The organism is Pseudomonas sp. ME-P-057 (assembly GCF_030208975.1).
In the GTDB taxonomy this organism is placed as follows: Bacteria; Pseudomonadota; Gammaproteobacteria; order Pseudomonadales; family Pseudomonadaceae; genus Aquipseudomonas; species Aquipseudomonas lutea.
This window is the reverse complement of record NZ_JARVSX010000020.1, coordinates 155525-181563: the sequence shown is the minus strand read 5'-3', so window position 1 is coordinate 181563 and position 26039 is coordinate 155525. Positions and strand designations below refer to the sequence as shown.

Here is a 26039-nt window from a genome sequence, read left to right as displayed (position 1 = left end):
CGCTTATGTCGACGCCGGCACCAGCAGTCGCGGCAACCCGGACAGGTCCTTCAACACCGCGTCCGGGTGCCAGGCCGGGTCGAGGGGCTCACCTTCACGGTCAATCCAGACCGACCGAATACCCAGTTCCTGGCACACTTTCAAGTCAGAGAACTGGCCCATGGCGACGTGAATCGTTTCATCCCGCGTCACCCCCATGACCGCGTGAGCATGCTCGAACAGACGGTGATCGGGCTTGTAGGCGCGTGCCTGCTGAGCAGTGATGACAAAATCAATGGGGGTTCCAATCGCGGCGATAGTGCCGGCAATTAATGCGTCGCTGGTGTTGCTGATCACGGCGATCCGGTAATGCTGGCGCAACCGGGCAAGCACCTCAGGCACCTCGGGGTGCGGCGCGATCTTCCCCAGAGTGGCCAGGAGGATTTCAAGGTCTTGGGCATCGGCCTCAAAGCCGTTTTCACCCAACGCTTCGCGCAGGCTCGCTTCAAGCACCGCCTCATAGTCCAGAAAACCTGATTGCTGTTGAAGCTCAACCGCGCGCTCACGCAGCCGGACCGCGAGGGCCGAGCTGCGTTGATCCGGGGCCTCGGCCGCGAGATGTCGCTGGAGGATGGCGGCGGCAGCGTGGCGGACGGCTCGGTGCCACTGCACCAGTGTGCCGTAGCAATCAAAGGTCAGGACCTTGGTGCGGGAATTGATTTCAAGCATGGGAACAGGGTCTCCGAGGATGGCTTAAACGTCTTTCAACTTTAGCCCGCCAGGCATAACCCAGCGGCAATTTAACCGCCACAGTCGCTGCACTATTGGTCGTCGGGGTCTGCGTAGGCTTCTGCCAAAAGGGCCTGGGCGTGCCCCTCGAGGAAGTCGAAAACCTCCTCCTGGATATGCCCGTTGTATTGCTTGCGCCAGCCCTTTGATACGACCCCATTCTGGTCTAAGCACTGCATAATCAGCTTACTCAAGAGGCTGCCGCGAACGTCGTAGTTGTCATTAACCAGCTTGAGCAACGTGTCGTATCGTTGCAAATATTCGGTTTCTTCCCTCAGTTCGATTTCCAGGGCACGCTTGGCCATTTCCAGAGTGAAGGCTACACATTCAGTCGCATCCCAGTAGCGATACAGGCTTGGGTCGCCGATGAAGTTAAGCGACATATTGTCGGCATCAATCCAACGAACGTCCCAGAATTGCCGTGCTGGTTTCGAGAAACTCTGCAGGGCTTCAAGATAGCGTTGCTCTTCGCGCTTCATGGCCACGGAGACCGGAAGTAACAAACCGTTCTCCAGCGCACCGCTGCAGCACAATGCCTGGTGTATCAAGAAGCGCGACAGTCGGCCATTACCATCCATGAAGGGATGCAGGAAGACGAACCCGAACGAGGCAATGCCAGCGGCCACCAGCGGATCAAGCTCCAAGGGTGCACGATTTGCGAAGGCCATGAGTTCGAACATCAGTTCCCGGCAAAGCTCTGGAGGAGGGGGAATATAGGTGACCCCGGCCGCTCCTCGAAAGGAGTTGGTCAGGTGGTTCTGTTCATGCCGGAAGGCCACCGCCCATTCGAGCGGTTGGGAAATCGCATTGTTTTGCAAAGAGACCAGGTAGTCTTCGGTAAGCGGCTGGCGATCATGTGCCTGGCGCAGCAACTGAACGAAACGCTCCGACTTCTGCTGGCTTGGTGCTTCCTTTTCAATCGCAAATGATGAGTCTGTTTCGCTCAGGTACGCCCAGTTGATGGCACGATCCATCATCTCCTTAGGCAGGGAAGCAATAAACTCTTTCGAACGCCCTAGAATGTCGTATTCAAGCAGGGCCTGAACCTCCGGCGTTCGTTCTACAGTCGCGCAATATTGGAGCGTCCCTAGCCCGTTAAGTCCACGCGCCAGCGGTTGTTTCGCACCGAAGGGCCCGTTATGTAGCACTCTGGATCAAAAAGCAGGACGCCGGGGCCCCGTGGCTTGTCCGCATAGTCCAGCGAACGTTCGGAATAGGCCTCCCAGAGAAAGCAGATTTTGCGCAGATATCCGCTGCTGGGAGATTGGGTTATGGCCTCTACCAGGAGTCGACTTTCAATGCGAGGCAGAGCCTGCGCCAAGATAGAGAGGTTGACGCCCTCATGTTTAAGCGCAAAGACAATGTGGGCGAGGTAATCACCAGCGTCCGGTGCGACCGCCGGCGGAACTGCGAGCGCGCCGTTGATCTGCTCAATGCGGGTGACGGGTTGAACGAGTGCAGGCATCTTTACCCCTATAACCTCCAGCTCCATCGCCTTGATCAGATGGGCGTAACCCACTAGATTTCCCATATCTCCCCCTCTCTATGGCTGGATTTTCTTAACCGCGCCAAGATTTTCTTAAAATGTGCGGCGAACACTCAGAAAATATTAACCGACAACGGCCAGGCGACCATGAGGGATTTGCAACTAAGGCGTTTGGCTTCTTTGAAAGCGGCAACGCCGAGAGGTTTGAGATCCAGATCAGCCAACCTGGCCAGCATTCGTTAAAGCTTTCCTGTTTCAGGTCGAACACTATCCATTAGGGATCAGTGTTTAACCAAGAGGGGAACCGTTGGAATGCGGATGTTCAAGGAGCTATACGAGTCAATCGAGCTGCAGTTTTTCAACACCCTGACCAAAAAACTCTCGAGCCTCTTCCTGCTCGTCGCGGTCAGCGGCGGTGTGTATTGGCGCGCCGTGAGCACGCGTACGGACATCCTTGCGAAGCTGAGCAATACCTCACTGGATGCGACTGTGGTGCAGGGCATCGAGAGCAGCCTGGACAATCTTGGCAACGCCATCCTGTTCAGTACGCTGTTTACCTTCGCCATGATCAGCTTCATGGTGTGGTATTTCCGTCACCTGATCGTGCGCCCGGTCACGCTGATGACCCACGCCCTGGAAGACATTGCCAACGGCAAGGGCGATTTGTCCAAGGACCTGCCGCTGCTCACCCACGATGAAATCCGGGTGCTGGCGAGCACGTGCAACCGCTTCCTCGCCAGACAGCGGGAGACCATCAGCGAGATCCAGGCGCTCACGGTGCAGATTGCCGTCGAGTCGGCGCGCTCCCTGAAAAACATCAGCGATTCCAGCGACAGCGCCACCCATCAGGCACGTTTTGCCAAAGAAGTGATGGAGCAAAGCAATATGGCGGTGGGTAATATTCACGAGGTCTCACAGCAGACTCAGGGCATTACCAGCACGACGGCGCAGAACCTCGACATGGCCCGCAACTCGTACGCCGAGCTGCTGGAAGTCACCGGCAAAATCAGCGAGATCTCCAACAGCCTCAACGAATTCAGCACCCTGGTCGCCGCTTTGACACAGCGCTCTTCGAGCATCAAGTCCATCGTTGGTCTGATTCAGAAAATCTCCTCGCAGACCAATTTGCTGGCTCTCAACGCTGCCATCGAAGCCGCACGCGCGGGTGAGAGCGGACGCGGATTTGCGGTGGTTGCCGACGAGGTGCGCACGCTGGCGCAAAACGTCAGCACGGCCACCGATGATATTTCCCGGGACATCGACGCGATGTTGCTGGAAGTCACGTCCACTCACGAACAGACCTCGCACATCAGCCATAGCGCGCGCGAAACCCGCACGATCGTGGAGCGGGCTTCCGGCCACTTCGAGAGCATGATCATTGATTTCGAGGCCACCAGCGGCAAGCTGGCGGGCATTGCAGAGCACGTCGAGAACTTCGCCGTGAGCAACAGCGGAATCAACGAGCGGGTCGCGCAGATCTATGCCGACAGCCAGTCGATCGATCAGCGCATGCAGCATTCCGCAACCGCTACGCGCGATTTGCTGGGCGTCGCCGAACGCGTACAGGCGATGCTTGGCAGTTTCGTGCTGGGTCACGGCGCCCTTGATGCGGCGGTCACCCGGGCGGGGAAATGCCGCGACACTCTCCAGCAACGCCTGGCAGAGCTGCAGCGTGAAGGCCTGAACCTGTTTGACCAAAACTACAAGCCGATACCGAACACTGACCCGAAACAGTACGTCACCAGCTACAGCGAGCGCTTCGCGAAGGTGTGCCAGGAAGAAATTGACGCACTGACCAAAGGCACCAAGGGTGGCAAGGTCTCCTTCATCGTCGACAACCGGGGCTATTGCCCGGTCAACAACAGCTGGGTCTCGAAACCGCCCACCGGTGACCGCGCCATCGACCTGCCGGTGTGCCGCAACAAGCGCATGTTCGCCGACCCGGTCGGCCTGCGCGCCGCAGGCAATACCCAGCGCTTTTTGCTGCAGACCTACCTGCGCGACACCGGGGAAATAATGACCGAAATCGACGTACCGTTCTTTTTTGACGGTCGTCATTGGGGCAACTTGCGGATGGGCTTCGATTCGTCGGTATTGCTCGCCAAGTGACCTGACAGCGGCAAACGAGTGTTGCCCCGGCAGTGGGTCGTCGGGGCGATTACCGATACCCGTACGCCTGGATGTTGAACAGGCTGGCGTACCGCCCGCCCCCAGCCATCAGTTGCTCGTGGGTGCCTTCTTCCAGAATCCGGCCCTGATCCAGCACGATGATGTGATCGGCGTTGCGCACGCTGGAAAATCGGTGAGAGATCAGCAACGTCATGCGCCCCTCGGCGTACGTGCGGAAGCGCTCGAATACGGCAGCCTCCGCCGCAGCGTCGAGGGCGGCTGTCGGTTCATCCAGAATCAGCAGATCGGCCTCACGGCGCATGTAGGCCCGTGACAGCGCCAGCTTTTGCCATTGCCCGCCGGACAGTTCCTGGCCGCCGACAAACCAGCGTCCCAACTGCGTGTGGTAGCCGTTGCTCAAGCGCTCGATGAATTCGGCGGCGATCCCTTGAGTGGCCGCATCGCGCCAACGGGCCTGGTCATCGAACGCTGCGACGTCACCCACTCCAAGGTTTTCGCCGACCGTCATCTGGTAACGGATGTAGTCCTGAAAGATTACCCCGATGCGCTGGTGCAAGGCCTGTTCGTCCCAGTCCTGCAAATCGCTACCGTCCAGCAGGATCCGGCCCTCGTCAGGTGTATAGAGCCGGGTCAGCAGTTTGATCAGTGTGGTTTTGCCCGAGCCGTTTTCGCCCACCAGGGCCAGGCTCATGCCCTGCTTCAAGTGCAGGCTGATGTTGCTCAGCATGGGCTGGGCGGCACCGGGGTAGCGAAACCCCAGCTGCTCACAGCGCAGACCGTCGCCCGGGCGCGCTCCGGCCTTAAGCGTGCCTCGGCCAGGCGCCACCGGCACCTCCAGGTATTCGTAGAGGTCGGACAGGTACAGGCCGTCCTCGTACAAACCGGCAATCGCGCTGAGGCTGGCAGTGATGGCGACCTGTCCTTGCTTGAACAGCACCAGGTACATGGTCATCTGCCCCAGGGTGGTCTGGCCGCGAACGGTGTCCAGCACCACCCAGGCGTAGGCCACATAGAACGCGGCGGTGCCCAGTAGCCCGAGGGCAAAGCCCCAGGCGTCGCGGCGCAAGGTGAGCCGGCGGTCTTCGGCGTACAGGCGCGTGAAATTGTCGCGGTAGCGCTGCAGCAACAACGGCGCCATGCCGAAAAGCTTCACTTCCTTGGTGTGAGCCTCCTGGGACAGCAATGCTTCCAGGTAATTTTGCTGGCGGGTTTCCGGGGCGCGACGCTGAAACAGGCGGAAGGCATTACCGGAAAAGTGCGTCTCGGCCAAGAACACCGGCAGCGCGCCGAGCACCAGAATCAGCAGCGCCCAAGGGGAAAAATGCACCAGTAACACTGCAAAGCTGGCCAGCGAAATAAGGTTCTGCGCGAGGCCCAGGCCTTTTGTAACCAGGCCCAGTGGCCGGGTGGACGCATCGCGGCGCACGCGCACCAGCTTGTCGTAAAAGGCCGAGTCCTCGAACTGCAGCAGCGAAAGGGTCTGGGCCTTTTCCAGGATCATCATGTTGACCTTCTGGCCCAGCTGCACCCGCAGCAGAGCCTGCTGCATCGAAAGCGCCCGTTGCGCCGCGGCCAGCAACGCCAACACGCCCGCCTCCGCCAACACGTAACGCAGGACAGGCCAAACCGGCGCCTGGCTTCCAGTCGCATGGATCTGCATCGCCTGAACCACGGCATCGACGATGCGCTGGCCGATCCAGGCGGCAAGTGCGGGCAAAATGCCGGCGATCAGCGTCGCCACGATCAAGCCGCTGAACAGGGGGCGGGAAGTCTCCCAGACAAGGCCGACCGCCCTGCCGCTCTGGGTGGAAAAAGCAGTCAAGCGAGTGAACAACGACATTGGAAGCACAGGCTCCGGGTGGGCAGTGACAGGGGATTGTACCGGCTGGGTCGGCACGCCTCGCCGGTATTGTTGACGCAGCAGCGCGGGTTGCGAATGAGACCGGTCTGGTCTCGAGGAATTCGATCTGAACGTCCTGGTGCGTATGACGCAGTAAAGGTGCATCAAGCACGCCCGGCACTCACGACATTCAGTCGCGATGTTGGGCTCGTCATTGTGACCCGACAAGTCGAGCGACAACAGGCGCAGCGGTAGCAATGCCCTGCCGGTGAAATAGTGGCCCGATGCACGCGGCGCGGCGAATCCAGCGCCTTGCCCGCTTTGTCGTACGGATTGCAGCGTCACGAATAGCAATACATATCATTACTGTTACATATCAAATATCATTCGCGCTCTTTGGCATGGACGCCAACACGTCTTTCTTCCAGCTAAGGCTCCCCTCGATGCGTCGTACGTTGCTGTCCCTTTGTGTGCTCCAGGCTTGCTCGCCTTCTTCGTGGGCTGAAGAGATCCCCGCCCTGCCCCACAGCCTGGAATTGGAGGCGACAGACATTGTCGGTACCGCAGATTATGAGTCGGCCTTCGGCCCGGTGAACGGATATCACGCCACTCGTTCAGCCAGTGCCACCCGCACCGATACCTCGATCCATGAAACTGCCCAGTCGATCAGCGTCGTTTCCAGGGACGTCGTTGACGATCTGGGTGCGACGCGTCTGCAGGATGCGCTGGACTACGCAGGCGGTGTGGGGCGGGCCAACAATTTTGGCGGACAAGGCCTCACCACCTTTACCGTACGAGGCTTCACCACGGGCGAGTTCTATCGCAACGGGTTCCCGATCAACCGGGGCTACCCGAATATGCCCGACGCCAACAGCATCGAGCGTCTTGAGGTCATTCGCGGCCCGGCCACGACTTTATACGGCCGTGGCGATCCGGGCGGCACGTTCAACGTCGTATCCAAACAGCCCACTGCCGAACGCACCGTGACCCTGGGCAGTCAGCTCGATGATCAGGGCATGAAACGCGGCACCCTGGACGCCTCTGGCCCGCTGGACGATGAAGGTCGTCTGGGGTACCGATTGAACGTCATAGGCGAAGGAGGAGACACATTCAGGGATCACGTCGAAACCGAGCGGTACGGAGTTACCCCCGTCCTGAGCTGGCAAGCATCCGATGACACCAAGGTCGTTTTCGAGGGGGATTTCATGCGTAACAATCACCCGCTGGATCGCGGCGTGACGCGTTACGCCAAGCAGATCGGAACGGCCTCCCGGGAGACCTTCTTTGGCGAGAAAGACGCCGGCAAGCTGCACAACGACAACAACATGGCCCAATTACGTTTCGAGCATCTGCTCAATGAGAACTGGACACTGGCCGGCGGTTTCCAGTGGCTGGACGGTACCTTGCAAGGTAACGCGATAGAAGCCAATGGCGTGGCTGACGACGGCCGCACTCTGGGCCGCAATTTCAACTACCGCAAGCTTGAGTGGACGGATAAGGATACCCAGCTGAACCTGACCGGCCACTTCTCGACGATGGGCCTGGACCACACCTTGCTGACCGGCGTGGAGGTCGAAAATTACGATTACACCTCCATCATTCAACGCTCCAGCGGTGCCGTCAGTGCGTATCCGATCGACATCTTCAATCCTGTGTACGGTCAGCCGCGACCTGCCTTGACCCGTACACCCACCCACGACAAGGAAAACCTCAAAACCTACGCGGCCTTTGTGCAGGATCAAGTAGCGCTCACTGATCGCTTGAGGTTGTTGGGCAGCGCGCGGTTCGAGCGTTTCGAGCACGACTACAACACTTACGTGCCGGGCGGGAAAAGCTGGGAGGCGAGCGACAACGCGGTGACACCACGCTTGGGCCTGAGTTACGACCTGACTGACACTGTCGCGGTCTATGCCGACACCGCTCGCTCGTTCAAGCCCAACACCGGTGCGAGTCGTCAAGGCGGCGGCTTTGAGCCGGAAAAAGGCAAGTCCTATGAGATCGGCGTCAAATGGGAAGCGCTGGATCGCCAGCTCAGCGTCGATGCCGCGATCTATCAAATCGAAAAGCGCAACGTGCTGACCACAGACCCGGTCGACTCAACCTTCAGCGTTGCGGCAGGCGAAGTGCGCAGTCGGGGCCTGGACATCAACGTCGCCGGCAATGTCACACCCCAGTGGCGAGTCATCGGCGGTTACGCCTACGTCGACGCTGAAGTGACCAAGGACAACGTGCTGCAATCCGGCACACGTTTGTTGAACATCCCCAAGAACAGTTTCAGCCTGCTCAACATGTACGAGTTTCAGGATGGCGAGCTGAAAGGGCTCGGGCTGGGTGTAGGTGCGAAATACGTTGATGAGCGTGCCGGACAGACCGCCAACACGGCCTTCAGCATGGGCAGTTACGCCGTCGCCGATCTACTGAGCTACTACAAGGTCAATGACAAGATCAGGCTGAATCTTGACGTGAAAAATCTGTTCGATCGGGATTTTGAAGAAGGCGCGTTCGGCAATGTGTACGCCTACCCTGGAGAGCCCCGCACCGTTCAGGTGGGTGTGTCCTATACGCTGTGAGCGGCCTGGCGGGCGGGAGCAGTGACGGCTGTTGACCCCAGTGTTTGACGCGCATTCGCACACCCTTGGTGCGGTTTTTCGATAAGGGCCTCTCCGACCCTGTGCCCAAGCCGATGAGTGAGTCTTGCCTCCGCTCGACGCACAAGGGGCCATGGGTCGATGGCTCTTCCACCCGGCAAAAAGCTACCCAGGTCGCATAGGGTTTTTTGGACAAGCCCATTCCGGGTGGCTACGATGCCAACCCTGCGCACCTGAACCGCCTATGGGTTGTGCAGACCACTTTGCCAGGGACGACAAAAGATGTCTGAGTTTTACCAGTACTTCAAAGAAAACATGGACGCTCTCGGGCTTGCCGCCCCCGAAACGCTTTTCGCCAACGCAACCACTGCGCTTGCGACTGCCACGGCCCTGGCCACCCAGATCGACAAGTTTGGTTCCAGGGTCACCCTCATGGAAATCGTTGGTGCTGGCACGCGGCTGGAAAAGCTCGCCGTAGTCGGCGCCTGCTCGGCCGCTTTCTACGCCGGCGCCGTTGTTGGCAGCATCGCAGTGGCGACAGGACGCGTACTTGCCAACGGTACGTCGATGTCTGACGTCATGTTGCTGCTGACGCGTAACCAGCTGGACCGAGAGTGGATGCGGACCTGCATTCAGCGGCACCCGGGCCTCTACACGTCGAACCACCCAGGGAAGATGCTGTATCGACACTGGCAGCACACCGCATGAAAGATTCTTTCCTGCTGTTGATCTGCGCCCTTGGCCTTTCGATGCTCGCCTGGGCAATCTTGCATTATCTGGGCGACGACGCGTTTTCGGTGCTGAGTGCCGTGCTACTCATCTCATTAGGGCTGGATAACTTCCGCTTGCGTCGTGCTCTGGCCAGAGACCGCGGCGCTGCGAGGAAATAACCCTCACGACGAATACCGGCCATCGCGTCGCCGTATTGGTAGGTACACCGCTGCATCAGACGAAGTTTCAGCCAGCCAGACTGACTGCTCACCTTTTCATGGGTTCACCCTTCGGCAACTCGCACGAACCTTTGGGCTGGGACTTTTGCCGGACGTGATCTGGGGCGGGTTCCGTAAGCGCGGTTCTTCGTAGAGCTATCAAGCATCTGCCAGGGATTGAAGGCGGTTGGTCGCGCCTGACCGCTTTCGATCCAACGTGGTCAGCTGACCGGCGGGCATGGGCTGGATGACGGCCACCAAGGAGCTGCAGATTCGATATGAACGTGCTTCTGCGTTTGAGGCATGAAAGAGGTATCAAGCGTGCCTAGCGCTATCGAAATCCAGTCGGCGAACTCGCCTTGTGATCGCGACCAAAACAAGGTTGAACCACATTGCCCGCAGAACTCCCGTGATGCAATCTCAGAGTAAGCGTAGCTTCTGACCCATGAAGAACCGCGAAGTATTTGCAGCGCGCCGCGCGGTACGCTGCCGTACGAAGCGAATGCTGCGCCATGAGCTTTGCGACATTGGCTGCAGTAACAGTGGCTGACTGCTTTTGGCGGGCCTAGCAGCTCATAAACCACGGCTGCGCACAGGCAGCTTCCTTGATAAACCTCTGTCATACGTTGTTCCGTGCAGGTGATTAGGTGCCAGCTTAATCGCCGCAATCTAAGCGGTCGAATGACTGACCGCTTTCGGCCAGAAGCAGACGGTGGACACAGTGACGGCGAATGGGTAGCGTCATCGATACTGCATTCGAATCTGAAAGGCGACAGGGCGTCTGGGCCACGTCGCATTGTCTGAGCCACCTGTAAGCACACCACGAGATCACAGCTGAGATGACGATCGCAAAAGTTCAGCACTACGTGCCGCAATTTCTCATGCGGAACTTCGGTAACGGAAAGAAAGATCAGGTCTGGGTCTATGACAAGTCCTCGAATCGAAGCTTTCCTTCAAACACAAAGAATCTTGCCAGTGAAAATCGGTTCTACGACTTTGAGTATCAAGGCCAGCCGCTATCTATCGAGCCGTGGCTCTCTGAATTAGAAGGGCATGCCAAATTAGTGATCAGCACGATCCTCGATGCTGACTCGCTATCTAGCCTTGCGGATGAGCAAAAGCACATCTTGGCCTCGTTCCTTGCGGTACAACTCACCAGAACCAAGACCTTTCGCGAGGAGTGGAACGCGTTCCCCAGAATGGTGAGGGAACACTTCGAGCAGAACGGCGATCAAATTGCGCCTGGGTCACAGGCCGAAGAGCTTCTTCGCGATATTCCGGAGAGCGATTCGAAGGAACAGACCGCAAGGATTGTCTTCAGCGCCCCCTCAATTTACGCAGATCACTTTCTAGGCAAGGACTGGGTTCTCGCTGCGACATCAAGACAACATCCATTCCTTCTAAGCGACAATCCATTAACGCGTCAGAACATGATTGATCGGGCTCTTCGAGGCAACCTTGGACTGACGACTCCAGGTATTGAAATCTACCTTCCACTTTCGCCTACTCGTGCTCTGGCAATGTGGTGCCCTACTCTAACCCATCTTGTTCACCGTGGCGCACGGTCATTGGTTGCCACGCGAAGAGCGGAAGATGGAGCTGATCCCGAGGGAATCGTTGCCATGAGCGATTCCCTTTTGAGTGGCAAGCCAGTGCAGTACTCAGTTGCTAATGTTGAGAATTTCAACTCCCTGCAGATTGCATGGAGCGAGCGCTATATCTTTTCTACGTCCAACGACTTCAACCTAGCGCAAACAATGCTCGCGGAATATCCGAATCTTCGACGAGGACCACGTTCAAGGCTGGCTTAATATGCTGATGCCTAACCTTTTTATCCAAAAGGCCCCCAATGCGCTAGGCATGATGGACGCCTGTTTTGTCAGACTTTATGAATGTCCGCTACGGGTCGATAGCTGCCGCTACATTGGTAACTTCTGCGAAAGGACGTCTGAGACACTGGTTGACGTTCACTCACCTGCGCGTCCGATATCCTCCCGGGTAGGCATTGTCCAATCCGAAGCTCTTCGTTCATGAACCGAGTCAACGTGATCAGACCTATAGGCGAACGCCAACAGCTAAGCGGCAAATGCGGTTGCCGCCAGTGCCAATCTTCCCAATAGAGCCGCATCCCTAGACAACCTACCCGGTCCAATGGCAATCCGGCCTTCTCGAAGGTAAGCGAAGGCCGCTTGAATGAACCACGCCTGCACTGCCAGTACCGCCCAGAAGTGGCTCCAGTCGCCGGAAAAACGCAACACTGCACTGCTCAATGACGCGATAGCCATCAATGCCAGTATCGGGTACCGATAGCGCTTTAGAATTCCGGGGTTGCTGGCTTCTCTCTCCATCGACCTTTTCCCGCTCCAATCAAGATTGAACTGCTCCAACCATGGAACCTGCGGTGTTTCTGATAACATCCGCCCCCATTCAATTAGCAACACCAGCATCGACACACGGAGAGTGAAAATGAAACGCCTGCACTGGCTCCTCGCTGGAAGCTGCGCCGCGCTTCTAGCAGCTTGCAGCAATCCAGTTCCCTTTGGAACACCTGAAGATTTGGCCCGTATGAAGCAAGATCTCAACTTGGCGTATTTGCCGTCGACCGTGCTCCCTCTGAAATGGGCCTATTTTGACTATGGCGTTCAACAAGAAGGGGTGGACACAGTTGATACGCTCGCGCTGGTCCAACCCGGCTTACTCACACTGGTAGGGTATGAGAAAGGCCACTACGTCCGGCAAGCTGAAGTTACCAGCGCGTCAACCGACTGCATGTATATTTTTAAGGGTGATGTCAGCGCACAGCCGGTGTGGTTACTGAAAGCTGATCGCCCTGTATTTTTGACTACCGGCAACAGCAGAGGCCTAATCGACGTCACCCGACGTAAAACACTGATTGATCAGATGACGGCGGCGGGCTTCATTCCCCACCTTGATGCCCAAGGAATGGCTTATCAGCCAACCGGAATCACCGAACGAAAGCTCGTGATGATGACAGGCTATGGGCAACGCGTTGAGTTAATGGAGCAGAACAAGACTCACAACGTCTGTAAAAAATAAAGCTAAAGACCCGAGGCGGCCTTTTTCGAGGGGCTGCAACCGGCCAGAAGCGGCCATTCTCCTCGAAATCGGCGGCATATCGATCTACGCTACACAAGGCAATAATGCCGTCGTATCTATTAAGCTGCGATCGGCAACAATTCATTTTTTTGCGCCAGCGAACTTGATACACGCTCTAACCATCGATGTTCTTCAGTGCCTGGATTAACTAAAAATCATGCTTTTCATCAAATAGCTTGCTCATAAAGCCTTCAGGGTTAGCAAAGTAACTTTTCATAATTAGGTAGTTTTCAGTTTCTGAATATTCCTTCTCTTCCAATCCTTTATTGGTAAACTCCCAAATTCTGGCGCCCGGGTAAGCAATTAAAATTGGTGAGTGAGTTGCAATTATGAACTGCGAATTTTGTTTTGCGAGTTCCGCTATACGTACCAGCAGAGATAATTGGCGTTGGGGAGATAGCGCAGATTCAGGCTCGTCTAGTAAATACAATCCGTTTCCTCCGAATCGATGTAAAATCAGATCCATAAAAGCCTCACCATGAGACCTTGTATGAAGATCGTTCCCCCCGTATGAGTCCTTAATAGCTGGCCCGCCAGGTCCGCAATCCAACTTATTCATCTCTGTAATTACATTATAAAAACTTTCTGCCCGATAGAAATAGCCATCTCGAGGTCGCTTTGCTGTGCGTGACAAGCGCAATGCCTTGGACAGTAGGGATTTTTCATCGCTGGAAGAAAACTTGAAATTTTTACTGCCTCCCTCATGATTAAAGCTACATGAAACTGCAATAGCCTCTAAAAGAGTTGACTTACCGCTGCCGTTTTCTCCAACGAAAAAATTTATCAAGGGGTGAAGCTCGATTTTGCTAATTGATTGAATTGAAGGCAAATAGAAAGGAAAATTATTCTCTTTTCTATAGCTCTCTAAGATTTCAATTCTCTTAATGTAAGGCATTAACTTCCTAGCCGTAGCTGTCTTATTTAAGAGTTATAATTATACGTGTGACAGTTAAGGTTATTATAAATAGTCTTTTTGTAGTTTGGCTCTTTTTTATAAGCACTAGATAGGTCCGACATAAAACAAACTATTCTTGGCTCGCGCCGCGGTTGCGCCGGTGTTTCGGCCAAACTCCTAATTTCCAATTTATCGTCTATTGACGGCGTTTGCTCAACGGCCTCCGTATATTTTATTTAATTTCAGATTGTGGTTCTTATTGCAGAGTTCGGCTTTAGCGGTCCAATCATTGATGCTCCAGTTTTACGCTGCGTTCGGGGAAAATTATCGAGTCAGGTGAGCACCAATGCGTTCGGCTAGCATGATAGTAGTAAGATTTGTCGCTACCGATGGGATATCCGGGATGATAGAGGCATCCACAACACGCAGTGCCGCGATACCTCGCACCGCGCCCCAATTGTTGACTACGGCGGCCTTGTCACCGTCCGCGCCCATCGGCACGCTCGACGTGGGGTGCTGATAGCCGGCGACATTGTTTACGATGTTTTGTCGCAAAGCCTTGCCTTCAATTACGCTGCTACCAGGTGTCATTTCATGGTCAACCAAGTCAGCAAACGGTGCACTGCGGCCAATCTTGCGAGACAGTTCTACAGCTTCGACCATGCGATCCAAGTCATTTTCCTGTTCAAAAAAGTTGTACCGAATGTTCGGCGCAACTCGGGGGTCACGGCTGGTCAGGCGTACGCTACCGTTGGATTTAGGCAATGTGACGGCGCATGCCAGCACTATCGCACCGCCGGTAGGGCTTGCCTTTGGGTCGATCAGGTGTGTACCGGAGATATGTAAGTCCAGATCGTCCGGTGCGGCGTGTTGCGAACGAGTCCAAGCGATGGCGCCGCCGGCTGGGGTCATAGCAATTGCGGAGGTCTTCAGCGCGTAGACGTTGAAGAAAAACGGATGTTCTTGCAACCGTTCACCTACCGGTAGATCAGCGACGGTGCCGATTCCCATCTCGCGAAGATGGCCTTGTGGGCCGATACCGGAGCGTAGCAGGATAGCGGGGCTGCCTATGGCACCGGCCGACAAGATCACTTCGCCGGCTGGAACTATCTCGCCGTCTACTAGCAATACACCTATGGCGCGTTCTCGTTCTATCAGGACGCGGTCGGCTTCAGCGTGGCCGCGGATAGTGAGGTTGGCGCGAGCCCGCACGTCTGCACTCAGGTAAGCCATGCCGGTATTGATTCGGGTGCCGTTGATGACATTCAACGGGTAGGGACCTACGCCGTGCTGGCGCGCGCCGTTGAAGTCATCCACGAGCGGCAGTCCAACTGACTCGGCAGCCGCCACGAAAGCACGCATTGAGATAGTATTCTGCGCAGCAGTGCGCTGACGCACTGGAAATGGGCCGGTACGGCCATGCCATGCATCTTCGCCAGTGGGCGTGTTTTCCATCGCTCGGTAGGCGGACAGCACTTCCGGCCAAGCCCAACCTTCGATTCCGCGTCCGGCCCAGCGCGCAAAGTCGGCAGGACGCGCACGCATCGCCACAGCAGCATTGACCGCGGAGCTACCACCGATCACTCGGCCGCGTGGGATGGCTATGTCGTGACCTATCCGAGCTGAGTCGTCACTATGGTAATGCCAGTCGTATTCGGGAGAGGCGGCAACTAGGTCGGCGTTCGTCAGCACTGCTGGATAACGGTCGGGCGCAAAGTCGGGACCTGCGTCGAGCAGCAGCACACTGCGCAGCGGGTCGGCACTGAGACGTGCTGCAAGGACGGCACCGGCAGATCCACCACCGACGATCACCACGTCAAACTGCTTGCCAGTCCGAGGGATCTCTTTAGTTTTACTGGAGCTGAGCGTTGCACCAGAGGCAAACGTAGCAGCGCCTGCCGTCATTGCAACTAGCACTGCCTGTGCTCCCAAAGCTATCGCGCCGCGTCGTGTGATTGTCAAAATCATAGATTCCAGATCAGGTATCGTTAGTGCCGTCGAGGATGAGAGGCAAGAACCATGGTAGGAACGCGTACCTGACCCAGCAAGACGGGGTTTCTGGAATCTGTGTCCGGTGGAATGGACGTCGAGAACTCCCCCTGTCTTCGGCGCCTACCCGCTCGGTAGTGCCGCCGTAGTTGCTGTATTCGGTAAAAAAATGTGCTGTATTCATGGAGAAGCCGCTGCAACGATTTGCCCAGCCTATTAAGGATGGCTTTACAGCTAGAGGATCTTCGGAAACTCCGAAGCCAAGTGATCCAAGAAAACACGTACTGACGGCAGCAATCCTTTGCGGGAAGGTACCAGTGCAGTGATCCTGGCATCGCCAGCTATCCATTCGGGCAGAACTCGATGAAGCTCACCACGCGCAACGGCAGCCCGCGCGATGTAACTCGGCAGGGCCACAATCCCAAGCCCGCTGATAGCTGCATGTTGCAGGCTGAGCATGTCCTCGCTTTGCAGCCGCGGCATGATGGGCACAGCAATTTCTTCGATCGATAGAGTGACATGGCGCAACCGCCAGTCCATGGGGGCATTAGCTCGCGCAAAGAAAATCGAGGCGTGGCTGCTTAGCTCCGCTGGCGTGGCCGGTGCGCCATGCTCGGCCAGATAGCTTGATCCGGCGAACAGAAACCAGGGAGCGACCCCGAGCATGCGCTGGACAAGATCGGAGTCCGGCAATGGAGCCTCATGCGCCCGGATGGCGACGTCGTAATTTTCGCCAACAATATCGATGGTACGATCGGCCGCATGAGCGACCATATTGATCTTGGGATAGACACGAAGGAAGTCAGCGATCATGCCCGCCATGGCGAAATTCATGGTCGCGACTCCAGCGGTACACCGGATGGTCCCGACGGGCTCCAACAACCGCTGACGCACTGACATTTCTGCCATCTCCGCTTCTCGCAGCGCGGCCAGCGCGTGCTGGTAAAACTCTTCTCCGGCCTCGGTCATACCGAAGCGACGCGAGGTTCGGCTGAGCAAACGCACACCTAATTCGCACTCCAATTGTTGCATGCGGTGGCTAAGCGTTGACTTGGGCATACCGGTACTTGCAACTGCGGCAGTAAACCCACCGCGATCGACCACATTGACAAAAATAAACAGATCGTTCAGGTCCAGCCGATTCACGTATGGCCCAATCATAGGAAGGCAATTTTTAATCTTGAAGAGTTCCAAGGGTACCGTCTAGAACTATGTGGTTATTTGGCAATGTTTCGCTGGGAAGGAGCGTCCAATGAGCGGGAAGTTGAATCTGGCCAAACCGGCTTGTTGGGGGGAGGCCCAATACCTAACATCCGGTGAATAGCCAAACCCCGGAGCAGAGAATGAAATCGATAAATGGCAAAGTCGTCCTCGTTACTGGTGCCTCATCGGGATTGGGGCGCGAGTTAGTGCATCAACTGCTGGAAAAAGGTGCGCTAGTCGCAGCCACCTTTCGCAAGCAAGAAGAAGTGGATTTCTATAACGGTAAACATGCTGCGCAGGGCATGGGCGTTTTGGTAGACGTGACAGACGATGTGGCGGTCAAAACGGGTGTGGCCCAAGTGCTGGATCACTTTGGTCGTATCGACATTGTCGCCAACTGTGCGGGTGCTGGCACAGTGGGTGCAGTTGAAGAAATGACGGATCGAGAAGCGCGGCGTGTATTCGATCTGAATTTCTTTGGCGGCCTGAACATCATTCGCGCTGTAACCCCTGCGATGCGCAAGCAGCGCAGCGGGCACATCATTCAATTCTCCGCAATCGGTGGCTTCATTGGCTACCCGGGCATGGGCGTGTACTCGGCCGCGAAGGGCGCTACTGACATCCTGGGTGAAGCACTGGCAGGTGAACTTGCACCCTTTAACATCGCCACGACTGTATTGACCATCGGTGTATTCGAGACCCAATTTGCGGGTCGCTCACTGGCTTACGTCGAGCAAAAAATCGATGAATATGAAGGCACACCCGTCGGTAAGTTCCGTTTAGCTATAGGTGGTCTGCAAGGTAAGCAGCCGAATGTTCCAGGAAAAGGGGCTTTGGCGATTATCAACCTGATGGAGGCGGATCATCCACCCGTGCACGCGGCCTTGGGTGCCGATGCGATGGGCGGAATGCGTGCAAAAATGGCCAAAGTCGAGCAGGAACTTGTCCAGTGGCAGGGCAACGCAACCTCTACAGAACGCAGCATCAACGGAATCTGATCATGCGAATGACCAACAAAGTTGTACTGATTACCGGCGCATCGCGCGGGCTCGGATTATCCCTGGCACGTCGTTTTGCCAGAGAGGGGGCTTTCGTTGCGTTGACGTACAACACTGACGCTGCCGCAGCCGACCGAAATGTCGAGGCGCTCGTTGCTGAGGGCGCTCAAGCAATGGCCATCGGGGGAGACATCAGCGACCCGGACTCTGTCAAAGCCATATTCGCAGCAGTGCTGGCTCGATTTGGGCGCATCGATATTGTCGTGGCCAATGCCGGGCGGGAGCTTATCGACACACCGATCACGGAAATCGATAACGCGATGTTCGAGGCTGTCACCAAAACCAATGTGTTTGGCACCTTCTATACGCTTCGCGAAAGTGCGCGCCATGTTACCGATGGTGGACGCATCATCGTGATTTCGTCCACTACGACGATCGTACCGAACGCAGGCTTCACCGCGTATGCCGGAAGCAAAGCCGCCGGCCGGCTTTACGTTGAATGTCTCGCGCAGGAAATGGGCAAGCGTAACGTCACGGTGAACGGTGTGGTACCGGGGCCGCTACGTGACGCCGGTGTCATCGCTAACCTTCAGGAAAATGACTATCAGGCATTGGCACAGTTGTCGCCATTTGCGCGCTTGGGCTCTGTCGCCGATGTCGAAGGCGCCGTGCTTTTCCTGGCAAGTGACGATGCAGCTTGGATTTCCGGTCATCACCTGGTTGTCAACGGCGCCGCCAAAGTATAGGGCAGACCCGCATGACCAGGCGGTGGGGCAGTCCTCATCGTTCGGCCACCGTTCGACGTCCGTTTTTTGTTCTTTTCAAATTGATTACCCCCCTTTAAAGCCACTTGAATCAAGGTCCCATCATGTCGCCTAAAAAGATTGCCGTCATTGTCGGCAGCCTGCGCAAAGAGTCGTTGAACCGCCTATTTGCTCAAGAAGTAATCGCGCTTGCGCCACCGAGCCTTTTATTAGAAATAGTCGAGATCAACGAACTGAATCTGTTTAACCAAGACTTGGAAGAAAACGGTAAGAGTGCCCCTGAAGCCTGGACTCGTTTTCGCCAAAATATGGCGTCGAAAGATGGAGTACTGTTTTTCACTCCCGAATACAACAGGTCAGTTCCTGGTGTATTGAAGAACGCGATTGATATTGGTTCTCGCCCTTACGGCGAGTCTGTGTGGGCAGGCAAACCCGCAGCTATCGTAAGCGTATCGCCCGGTGCCAGCGGCGGCTTCGGTGCTAACCATCATTTGCGTCAGTCTATGGTATTTCTGGACATGCCACTTTTGCAGCAACCGGAAGCGTATATCGGTGGGGCGACAAGGCTACTGGGGCCAGGCGGAAATTTGAATGACGACGGAACTACTCAGTTTTTGAAAAAATTCATTGACGCCTTTGCTGCATGGGTCGAAATCAATACCGCCAAGTCAACGGGTTTAATCTAGGGCGCTAGAAACTCTCTGCATTGGCTGATCTAAGGCGTTGTATGAGTCGTCTCAGGTTTCACGTACGGCCTTAGTGTCCGCTAATGGCCGAAAGCAGACAATCAAAGCAGGCCGCTACCTAACCAAGGCGGCCATATTCTAGATATCTGATCTCACATCACGCATCGATGATGTGCAGGGAAGGCCAAAGAGCGGCCCAATTTTTTGATCGGATACGATCGAGGTACAGCGCCTTTTTCTCCACCTCGAATCTTGCAGTTGGTCTGACGACGAGGTTAAAAAGATCGTCAAGCCCGAAGGGTGCAGCCACTTCAATGACTTCGTCTTTACCAAGCCTGACTGCGACGGCTGTTGCCGTTTCAGGCCATGCCTCCATAGCGCTTGTAGCGCAACTATAAGGCGGGTCGTCATTGCGTACATGCATTCGAGCCTGGTTTTTTACGGACCAATTCAATGAAGGGGCCAATCGGCACAGATTGGCCTCTATGAGATTGTCGACGGCAGGATCCAGGAGTGTTTCATCAAACCAAATGACGTCTATGTCAGACGGCAGTGGCGAAAAAGGGCGACGGTGCTGCATATCCCATATCGCGCTACGGACAAAGCCTGCACCCACCCAGCAATCCGGGAGGCATAGATCCCTGACCAACCGGAGCACGCGTAACCGCGCGGGATCGGCGCACAAGGCGCTCTGCAGTTGATGAAGCTTATCCATTCGCCCGTCAGTCCGTGCATTTGATGCCACACCTTACCAGTTCGGACGTGGCTCATCCGCTTTTGGCCGCTAGCAGCTAGCAGCTAGCAGCTAGCAGCTAGCGCAACAGCCAGCTTTCGGGCCGACAGCGCTCTTTCCACCGCGCCCTTCTTAAACCGATCGGCTCCCGACGTAGAAGCCCCTAAACGAACTCTGACACGCGAGCGATCAGTGCTGCTTCATCCGGACAGAAGAACCATTGTCGGGATTCTGTGTAGTGCCTTGATCATTATTCGAAGTATCGAAGCACCCGGACAGCCCTGCCGAAAGTAAGGTGACAACGCAAAGCGTCTTGAAATAGCTCATGAGGTGCTCCAAGGTGGTTATAAAGATGAAACGCTGCTCAAAAGGTCCAGGTCCAGGGTCAGCCCGAGATTAATCGGGCTCCGCATTGGCGGGGCGACAATCTCCGCTTCCAATCTGAGGCAAGGCCCTGAGAGTCAGGCCTTTCAATCATTGAACTGGCGCATGGTGGTTTCGAAAGCACGATTGGCCATGACTTCCAGGGGGAGCTTGCGGTGGGTGTCCGAAATCACTTCCAACCCCCACGGCCCCTCATAGCCTTTGGCTTGAATCGCATGGATAAAAGCTGGGATGTCGAAGATGCCGTCGCCCGGTAAAACACGCTTATGAATGGTGTCCATCCATAGCGGTTCGATCGGGTATCTGTGCGCATCATTCAGCTCGACCGACTTTATGAACCGAGCCGGGATTCGGGCGATTTCGCTGAAGTCGATGCCCCCGCGCTGCAGATGCCAGATATCAAGCAGAAGACCGCCGTTTGGCTGATCGGCGCCTTCGACAATAGCCAAGGCCGTTTCGATTGTGCGCACGTTACTGAACGGCATGATTTCAAGGACTATGTTGGCGTCAACGTCGGCCGCTTGCTGGCAGAGCGCGGTGAACTCTTTAACCATGAGATCAATGTCTGCCGAGTCTTCCCCTATGCCGGGGCCAATTTTGATCGAGCGAACGCCTAACGCCCTGGCTGCTTCAAGCAGTTCTCGACGGACCTTGTCTGACTGGCGTCGACGCTCTCCGGTGTGATACCAGTCCACCAGGAATTCCAGCTCAATGTGCTTGATGCCGTTCTGCTCAAGGATGGACTTCATGGCGGGATAGCCGATCTGATCCACCGTGGCGATCATGCCGTTATGTACCAGTCCGATACCCGTGAAGCCTGCCCTGCCCGCCGCCTCCATTCGGTCAGTGAATGAAAACGGGCTCACTTCACTGGGGCCCATCGGGTAAACGTCACCGGCAATCGTCCAGTAGGCCGCGAGCAGTTCTATGTTTTGAGTCGTCATTGCTTTTCCGTCCTCTCTCGCTGTTCAAATCAATGTTCCGTCAGGCTAAGGTAGAGCGCTAACGTGATAAAGACGGCAAAAGTCGTTACTGAGTAGAGCAGGAGTAGACAATGCCCTCTGTAGAACAGGCCCTGAGCGGGGTTGTGATTTTTGTCACGGCGGCAAGGGCTGGCAGCTTTACCCTGGCCGCCGACCGGCTAGGCATCACTAAATCCGCAGTGGGAAAGAGCATCGCCAAACTGGAAGACAGGTTGGGCTGCAAGCTTTTTCATCGGTCTACGCGACGCCTGGCACTCACCGTGGACGGCGAGGCTTACTTTGCAAGCTGCTCGCTGGCCGTGGATGAAATTCTCGCTGCTGAAGCATTTCTCACGAGCAATCAGAAAACGCCCGGCGGTCGTCTTCGTATCGACCTGCCAGCAGCGTATGGACGTAGCGTCGTTCTTCCAGTGCTCCTGGACATCCTCGCGGCGTACCCCGAGCTCAAGTTGACGGTGACGTTCTCCGACAGTGTGGTCGACCTTATTGAAGAAGGGATTGATCTCAGTATTCGATTCGGGACGCTCAAGGACTCAAGCGGCCTGGTCGCCAGGCGTCTGGCTGTACAGAAGCAGATCATCTGCGCCGCGCCTTCATACATCGAAAAATACGGTCACCCGAAGTCCCTGGAAGAGCTTCAACAGCACCGCTGTATCGTCAACTATCGGCGGGGCCAGAGAGTAAGTTGGACGGTTCTGGATGAAGCCGGGGTATTAACCCGGATCACTCCACCGGGTACTCATGAGGTAGGCGACGGGGATGCAATCATTGCCATGGCCGCGGCCGGACAGGGAATCTGCCAGATGCCTGGCTCGTTGATCCGGGACCATCTCAATGCCGGGAGGCTTGTGCCTGTGCTGGAGAACTACAGCCAGGGAGACGTGGCCATCCACGCTGTCTGGCCGCAGACGCGGCATCTGCAGCCGAAGGTAAGGCGTGTCGTGGATGAGCTGGTTGCCCGCGCCGAGAAGGGAGACCTGAGCTGATCCGGCAACGCCCAAACGCCTTGCGTAAGCGCGGTGCACCGCGGCCATCAGCCGTACTGCTCAAGGGTGAAGGTTGCCTGTCACACCTGCGCCTTTCGGGTCATAAAGGTCATCCGCCCGCACGCAGGTGCTTCACGCCTGAGGCGTCGTGGGCCCATCGCTCAACAGCACGATGCGACCGAACCGGGCGTTGCTCTCCTGCGGCGTGATCGCGAGCAATTGATCCAACCGAATCTCCCGGTGACCGTCGGCGGTCTCGACCTCGAGGAACTCCTCCTTTGTGGGCGAGGTTCGCGTGGTGATCGCCCGGGCTGTGACGCGCTGGCCGTCAATCAGTTCGATGGCCAGGGTGTAGCGGTATAAACACGCAATCTCCAGGTAGTCATAGAGCTCGCACTTCAGGGGTCGGTACGTCTTCATTGCTCACCTCCATGCATGGGGGATAAAAACCACCTTGATTAACGTGCCCGTTGCACGACTAGTCTCGGTGTTTGAGACCCACGGAGGCGCGGCAGTTTCGGGACTCGATACTCCCCTGCCGGCAAGGCCAGCAGACACGATCCTTCATGCCGGGCGATTGGCGGACGATCGTCAGTTTCATTTTCCGTGGGGCGTCCAGACTCGGGGCAGGATCGGAGCCAACTCGAAGCGGCATGACATTGTCAGCGCTCCTGGGAATGAAGTCTTGGTCATTGAAGAGTCCCGAACTCTGCGCTCGGCTTGCACTGTGCGGGCAGCATTACCTTAGCAACTTGCCGGGCAGACTGGATCATATCAGGACGATCCGGCGCGATGACTATCGGACCGGCGTGTGCAAAACCATCGACCGGCACCGTTCCCTTTCGACGAAACCTTGCCGGCAGGCATCGCCTGTCTGAACGCAAAGCCTTGCCCCGACGTCCAACAGGGCACTTCGACCATGCTCCCCAAGGTGCCTTATGAGTTTGATACCCGGACTACACAGCAAAGCTCACGTCCTGATCGCCGGCGCGAGTCGAGGTATCGGCCTGGCATTGTGCACGGCGATGCTTGCGCGCGAAGACGTGGCCCACGTGTGGGCGGTGGCGCGGAAAGCCAGCACCTCTACAGAGCTGGCGGGCCTTGCGGAGAACTATGGCGACCGCCTCAAACGAGTCGACTGCGACGCGCGCGACGAGCAGGCTCTCGAGACACTGGTGAGCGAGGTTCGAGGGGAGTCTGAGCATTTGCACTTGGTCATCAATGCGCTGGGCATTCTTCATCAGGACGGAGCAAAACCAGAAAAGGGACTGGCACAGGTAACGCTGGCGAGCCTGCAGGCAAGCTTCACGACCAACGCATTTGCACCGATCCTGCTGGTTAAGCACTTACTCCCGTTACTGCGCAAACAGCCTTCGACCTTTGCTGCGCTGTCCGCGAGGGTGGGATCCATTGGCGATAACCGCCTGGGTGGCTGGTACAGCTACAGGGCGAGCAAGGCGGCGCTCAACCAATTGCTGCACACCGCCAGTATCGAATTGAAACGCCTCAACCCTGCCTCCACTGTCCTGGCGATACACCCAGGCACAACCGACACGGAGCTTTCACAGCCGTTTCAGAGCAATGTGCCTGATGGCCAGCTATTCGAGCCAGCGTTCTCGGCGGATCGCATCATCGAGCTGGTCGCAGCACACGGGCCGGCCGACAGCGGCACCTTCTGGGCCTGGGACAACAAGCCCATCGTGTGGTAACGGAGATGTGCCAACGGCGCCCGTGGTTTAAGTGCTGCGGCGTTTACGTGTCGCGGTGCCAGCGGATGGCCCGACGTCGTTAAACTTCGTTGCTCATGGTTTTCACGGAATCGGGCAACCAGGTCAGCCGACCGTCACGTGCCAAGTGATAACGCCTGAGGTCTCTGGCCAGAATGAGCTCGCCGTTGAAGCTCTCTTGCGCCTCGGCGTGGATGTCCGCGATGGAAGGGCTGCGTTCAGGATTATCCTGATACCGCGCGCTGAAATGCGTCAGCACCAGATTTTTCACACCGACGTCTTCGGCAAAACGCGCAACGGAAGCGGCGGTGCTGTGACCATAATTTTCACGCCCCTTGGCCAGCGCTTCGGTGAACGTTGCCTCATGAACCAGCACGTCAGCATTGCGCGCCACATCCTCCAGCAGTTCGGGGGTGTCGTTGTCACCGCATACAATCACCCGACGTGACGGCTGGGTAGGCTGCGCATAATCGGTGGCGAGCAGCAAACGCCCATCGTGTTCAACGTCGCGGCCGCGAGCGAGTTCGCCCCAGAGCTCGCCGCGGGGGATGTCTTCCTGCTCCAGGCGTTGCACGTCCAGACGTGCGCCGTGATTGATTTCATCGAACACATAGCCGTGGCACGGCACGCGGTGGGAAAGCGCGACCGCGCTGACGTGAAAGTTGCCCACCTGGCAGCCGTCGAAGGTCTCGGCTGCGTGCAGGCGCAGTTCAAAGCCAAGGTGCGATCCGGTAACGCTCAGCCCCTGGAGCACCCAGTCATGCAGCGCCTGCGGCAGGATCACGTCGAGTGCCTCGGTGCGCCCCGACATGCTGGCAGTGGTCAGCAGGCCCGGCAAACCGAAGCAGTGGTCGCCATGGACGTGCGTGATCATGATGCCGCGCAGGGTATGAAGTGACAGGGAGGTGCGCAGCAACCGATGTTGCGTCGCCTCACCGCAATCCACCAGACACCAGTTTTTTCCTTCGGATTCGACCACCGCTGTGCCGCTGACGTTACGCACGCGGGTGGGTACTCCAGCGCTGGTACCGAGAAAAAGCAGGTCCATATACTTCCCCTTCTAAACGATGCAGATTTGGCGAGCAGGCCGGATGATCAGCCGTGACCTGAAATCATCTACGTCGCAAGACGCTGTGGCCCGTTTGCACATTCACTTGCTGTGGATAGACCGCATGCGCTTACCGGCAATTCCATCTGTTTTGAGTGTGTCAGTCGCTTTCGCAACTCAAGGGAGGCGGCAGACCGACGATCAGTACAGCCCGCCCAGTGAAATCGTCGCCCCGGCACCGGCTTGAAGTCCCACGTTGAGACCGGCTGAGACGATGACGCCTTTGGCTGAGCGCAGCAGACGCGAGGCGCTGTCGTGAGGCAAAAATAAACTGCCCAGCGGGCTCAATGTGGCAGCCGCCATGGCCAGCAGTTTGGGGTCCAGCCCAAATAGCATGGCCGACCCGCTGGCCCCGCCGACCAGTCCTACTCCCCCTTCGATGAACACGCAGGCGCCTGTGAAGTCTTCTCGCACCAGGCCACGTTCAGCGATCGAGTCGGCCACCAGCACTTGGCCGAACGCCGGGAAGTCTTCACTTGCGCCTGCGGCGCCAACGCTCTTGCCTCGCACACTCAAGTTGACTTTGCCGAATCGCGGCAGACGTGCACCGATACCCAGGCCGGCCCCGACCGAGCCGTAGCGAAACTGCTGGTCGTTTCCCTTGGGGTCAATCAGGGTCAACGCGCCGCCAGCGGCGGCGGCGAACACCAGCGTCAGTCCACCACCGCTGGCGGTCTTGTAGCGCCAGTCACTGACGCTGACAGGTAACGGGATTTGCATCTGAA

23 protein-coding genes and 1 pseudogene are annotated in these 26039 nt (G+C 56.8%); 11 read left to right on the top strand and 13 right to left on the bottom strand.

The annotated features are described in order from the left end of the window. Window positions 1–3 precede the first annotated feature (3 nt). Entirely contained in the window at window positions 4–708 is a 705-nt protein-coding gene (locus QRN48_RS11150) for an HAD-IA family hydrolase (protein WP_285350588.1), read from the bottom strand. Window positions 709–800: 92 nt separating this feature from the next. After that, window positions 801–2299: pseudogene (locus QRN48_RS11145) on the bottom strand (Fic family protein). Between the two features lie 267 nt (window positions 2300–2566). Between QRN48_RS11145 and QRN48_RS11140 the strand changes: the two are divergent. Next, window positions 2567–4363: a methyl-accepting chemotaxis protein gene (locus QRN48_RS11140; protein WP_285350586.1), complete on the top strand. Its 1797-nt coding sequence runs from the start codon at window positions 2567–2569 to the stop codon at window positions 4361–4363. A gap of 49 nt (window positions 4364–4412) precedes the next feature. On the opposite strand, the gene QRN48_RS11135 is transcribed toward QRN48_RS11140, so the two are convergent. Further along, the gene (locus QRN48_RS11135; protein ID WP_285350585.1) at window positions 4413–6224 is read right to left on the bottom strand and encodes an ABC transporter ATP-binding protein; all 1812 of its coding nucleotides are present in this window, start codon (window positions 6222–6224) and stop codon (window positions 4413–4415) included. 443 nt (window positions 6225–6667) lie between these two features. Between QRN48_RS11135 and QRN48_RS11130 the strand changes: the two genes are divergently transcribed. From QRN48_RS11130 to QRN48_RS11120, 3 genes are all read left to right on the top strand, one after another. After that, window positions 6668–8794, top strand: coding sequence for a TonB-dependent siderophore receptor (locus QRN48_RS11130; protein WP_285350584.1), 2127 nt, complete (start codon window positions 6668–6670; stop codon window positions 8792–8794). Window positions 8795–9094: 300 nt separating this feature from the next. Continuing rightward, window positions 9095–9520 carry a hypothetical protein gene (locus QRN48_RS11125; protein ID WP_037013531.1) on the top strand — a complete coding sequence of 142 codons (426 nt, stop codon included), beginning with the start codon at window positions 9095–9097 and terminating at the stop codon, window positions 9518–9520. Further along, window positions 9517–9702 carry a hypothetical protein gene (locus QRN48_RS11120; RefSeq protein WP_191945736.1) on the top strand — a complete coding sequence of 62 codons (186 nt, stop codon included), beginning with the start codon at window positions 9517–9519 and terminating at the stop codon, window positions 9700–9702. The genes QRN48_RS11125 and QRN48_RS11120 overlap by 4 nt, the downstream gene beginning before the upstream one ends. A gap of 260 nt (window positions 9703–9962) precedes the next feature. On the opposite strand, the gene QRN48_RS11115 is transcribed toward QRN48_RS11120, so the two are convergent. Then, window positions 9963–10364: a GFA family protein gene (locus QRN48_RS11115; RefSeq protein WP_285350582.1), complete on the bottom strand. Its 402-nt coding sequence runs from the start codon at window positions 10362–10364 to the stop codon at window positions 9963–9965. Between the two features lie 216 nt (window positions 10365–10580). Here QRN48_RS11115 and QRN48_RS11110 point away from each other — a divergent pair, with 216 nt between their 5' ends. Then, window positions 10581–11552, top strand: a complete 972-nt coding sequence (locus tag QRN48_RS11110; protein ID WP_285350581.1) for a DUF4238 domain-containing protein — start codon at window positions 10581–10583, stop codon at window positions 11550–11552. Between the two features lie 264 nt (window positions 11553–11816). Here the strand turns inward: QRN48_RS11110 and QRN48_RS11105 are convergent, their stop codons facing one another. Then, window positions 11817–12188: an SND2/TMEM208 family protein gene (locus QRN48_RS11105; RefSeq protein WP_285350579.1), complete on the bottom strand. Its 372-nt coding sequence runs from the start codon at window positions 12186–12188 to the stop codon at window positions 11817–11819. A gap of 19 nt (window positions 12189–12207) precedes the next feature. Between QRN48_RS11105 and QRN48_RS11100 the strand changes: the two genes are divergently transcribed. Next, complete coding sequence (locus QRN48_RS11100) at window positions 12208–12798, top strand: hypothetical protein (RefSeq protein ID WP_191945739.1); 591 nt, start codon at window positions 12208–12210, stop codon at window positions 12796–12798. Between the two features lie 208 nt (window positions 12799–13006). Here QRN48_RS11100 and QRN48_RS11095 read toward each other — a convergent pair whose 3' ends face one another. The 3 genes from QRN48_RS11095 to QRN48_RS11085 form a co-directional block, all read right to left on the bottom strand. Next, window positions 13007–13753 carry an AAA family ATPase gene (locus QRN48_RS11095; protein WP_285350577.1) on the bottom strand — a complete coding sequence of 249 codons (747 nt, stop codon included), beginning with the start codon at window positions 13751–13753 and terminating at the stop codon, window positions 13007–13009. 324 nt (window positions 13754–14077) lie between these two features. Beyond that, window positions 14078–15721: a GMC family oxidoreductase gene (locus tag QRN48_RS11090; RefSeq protein ID WP_285350575.1), complete on the bottom strand. Its 1644-nt coding sequence runs from the start codon at window positions 15719–15721 to the stop codon at window positions 14078–14080. A gap of 255 nt (window positions 15722–15976) precedes the next feature. Beyond that, on the bottom strand, window positions 15977–16936 hold the full coding sequence (locus QRN48_RS11085) for a LysR substrate-binding domain-containing protein (RefSeq protein WP_244653765.1): 960 nt from the start codon (window positions 16934–16936) through the stop codon (window positions 15977–15979). Window positions 16937–17085: 149 nt separating this feature from the next. Between QRN48_RS11085 and QRN48_RS11080 the strand changes: the two genes are divergently transcribed. The 3 genes from QRN48_RS11080 to QRN48_RS11070 all read left to right on the top strand — a co-directional run bounded on the left by QRN48_RS11080 (window position 17086) and on the right by QRN48_RS11070 (window position 19393). After that, complete coding sequence (locus tag QRN48_RS11080) at window positions 17086–17943, top strand: SDR family NAD(P)-dependent oxidoreductase (RefSeq protein WP_285350572.1); 858 nt, start codon at window positions 17086–17088, stop codon at window positions 17941–17943. Window positions 17944–17945: 2 nt separating this feature from the next. Further along, window positions 17946–18689, top strand: coding sequence for an SDR family NAD(P)-dependent oxidoreductase (locus tag QRN48_RS11075; protein WP_191945742.1), 744 nt, complete (start codon window positions 17946–17948; stop codon window positions 18687–18689). A 122-nt stretch (window positions 18690–18811) separates the two neighbouring features. Then, window positions 18812–19393 carry an NADPH-dependent FMN reductase gene (locus QRN48_RS11070; RefSeq protein WP_065883890.1) on the top strand — a complete coding sequence of 194 codons (582 nt, stop codon included), beginning with the start codon at window positions 18812–18814 and terminating at the stop codon, window positions 19391–19393. 157 nt (window positions 19394–19550) lie between these two features. Here QRN48_RS11070 and QRN48_RS11065 read toward each other — a convergent pair whose 3' ends face one another. Then, window positions 19551–20108 (bottom strand): nucleotidyltransferase family protein, encoded by a 558-nt coding sequence (locus QRN48_RS11065; protein WP_191945744.1) that lies wholly within the window; start codon window positions 20106–20108, stop codon window positions 19551–19553. 488 nt (window positions 20109–20596) lie between these two features. Then, entirely contained in the window at window positions 20597–21391 is a 795-nt protein-coding gene (locus QRN48_RS11060) for a sugar phosphate isomerase/epimerase family protein (protein ID WP_285350568.1), read from the bottom strand. A 173-nt stretch (window positions 21392–21564) separates the two neighbouring features. Here QRN48_RS11060 and QRN48_RS11055 point away from each other — a divergent pair, with 173 nt between their 5' ends. After that, window positions 21565–22479, top strand: coding sequence for a LysR family transcriptional regulator (locus QRN48_RS11055; RefSeq protein WP_285350566.1), 915 nt, complete (start codon window positions 21565–21567; stop codon window positions 22477–22479). Between the two features lie 132 nt (window positions 22480–22611). Here the strand turns inward: QRN48_RS11055 and QRN48_RS11050 are convergent, their stop codons facing one another. After that, entirely contained in the window at window positions 22612–22899 is a 288-nt protein-coding gene (locus QRN48_RS11050) for a Rho-binding antiterminator (RefSeq protein ID WP_285350564.1), read from the bottom strand. Window positions 22900–23417: 518 nt separating this feature from the next. On the opposite strand from QRN48_RS11050, the gene QRN48_RS11045 reads away from it, so the two are divergent. Next, window positions 23418–24188: an SDR family NAD(P)-dependent oxidoreductase gene (locus QRN48_RS11045; protein WP_285350562.1), complete on the top strand. Its 771-nt coding sequence runs from the start codon at window positions 23418–23420 to the stop codon at window positions 24186–24188. Between the two features lie 79 nt (window positions 24189–24267). Here QRN48_RS11045 and QRN48_RS11040 read toward each other — a convergent pair whose 3' ends face one another. Together QRN48_RS11040 and QRN48_RS11035 are read right to left on the bottom strand one after the other, a co-directional pair. Beyond that, entirely contained in the window at window positions 24268–25254 is a 987-nt protein-coding gene (locus QRN48_RS11040) for a ribonuclease Z (RefSeq protein ID WP_191945748.1), read from the bottom strand. 201 nt (window positions 25255–25455) lie between these two features. Beyond that, window positions 25456–26034 carry a hypothetical protein gene (locus tag QRN48_RS11035; protein ID WP_037013577.1) on the bottom strand — a complete coding sequence of 193 codons (579 nt, stop codon included), beginning with the start codon at window positions 26032–26034 and terminating at the stop codon, window positions 25456–25458. Window positions 26035–26039: the final 5 nt, after the last annotated feature.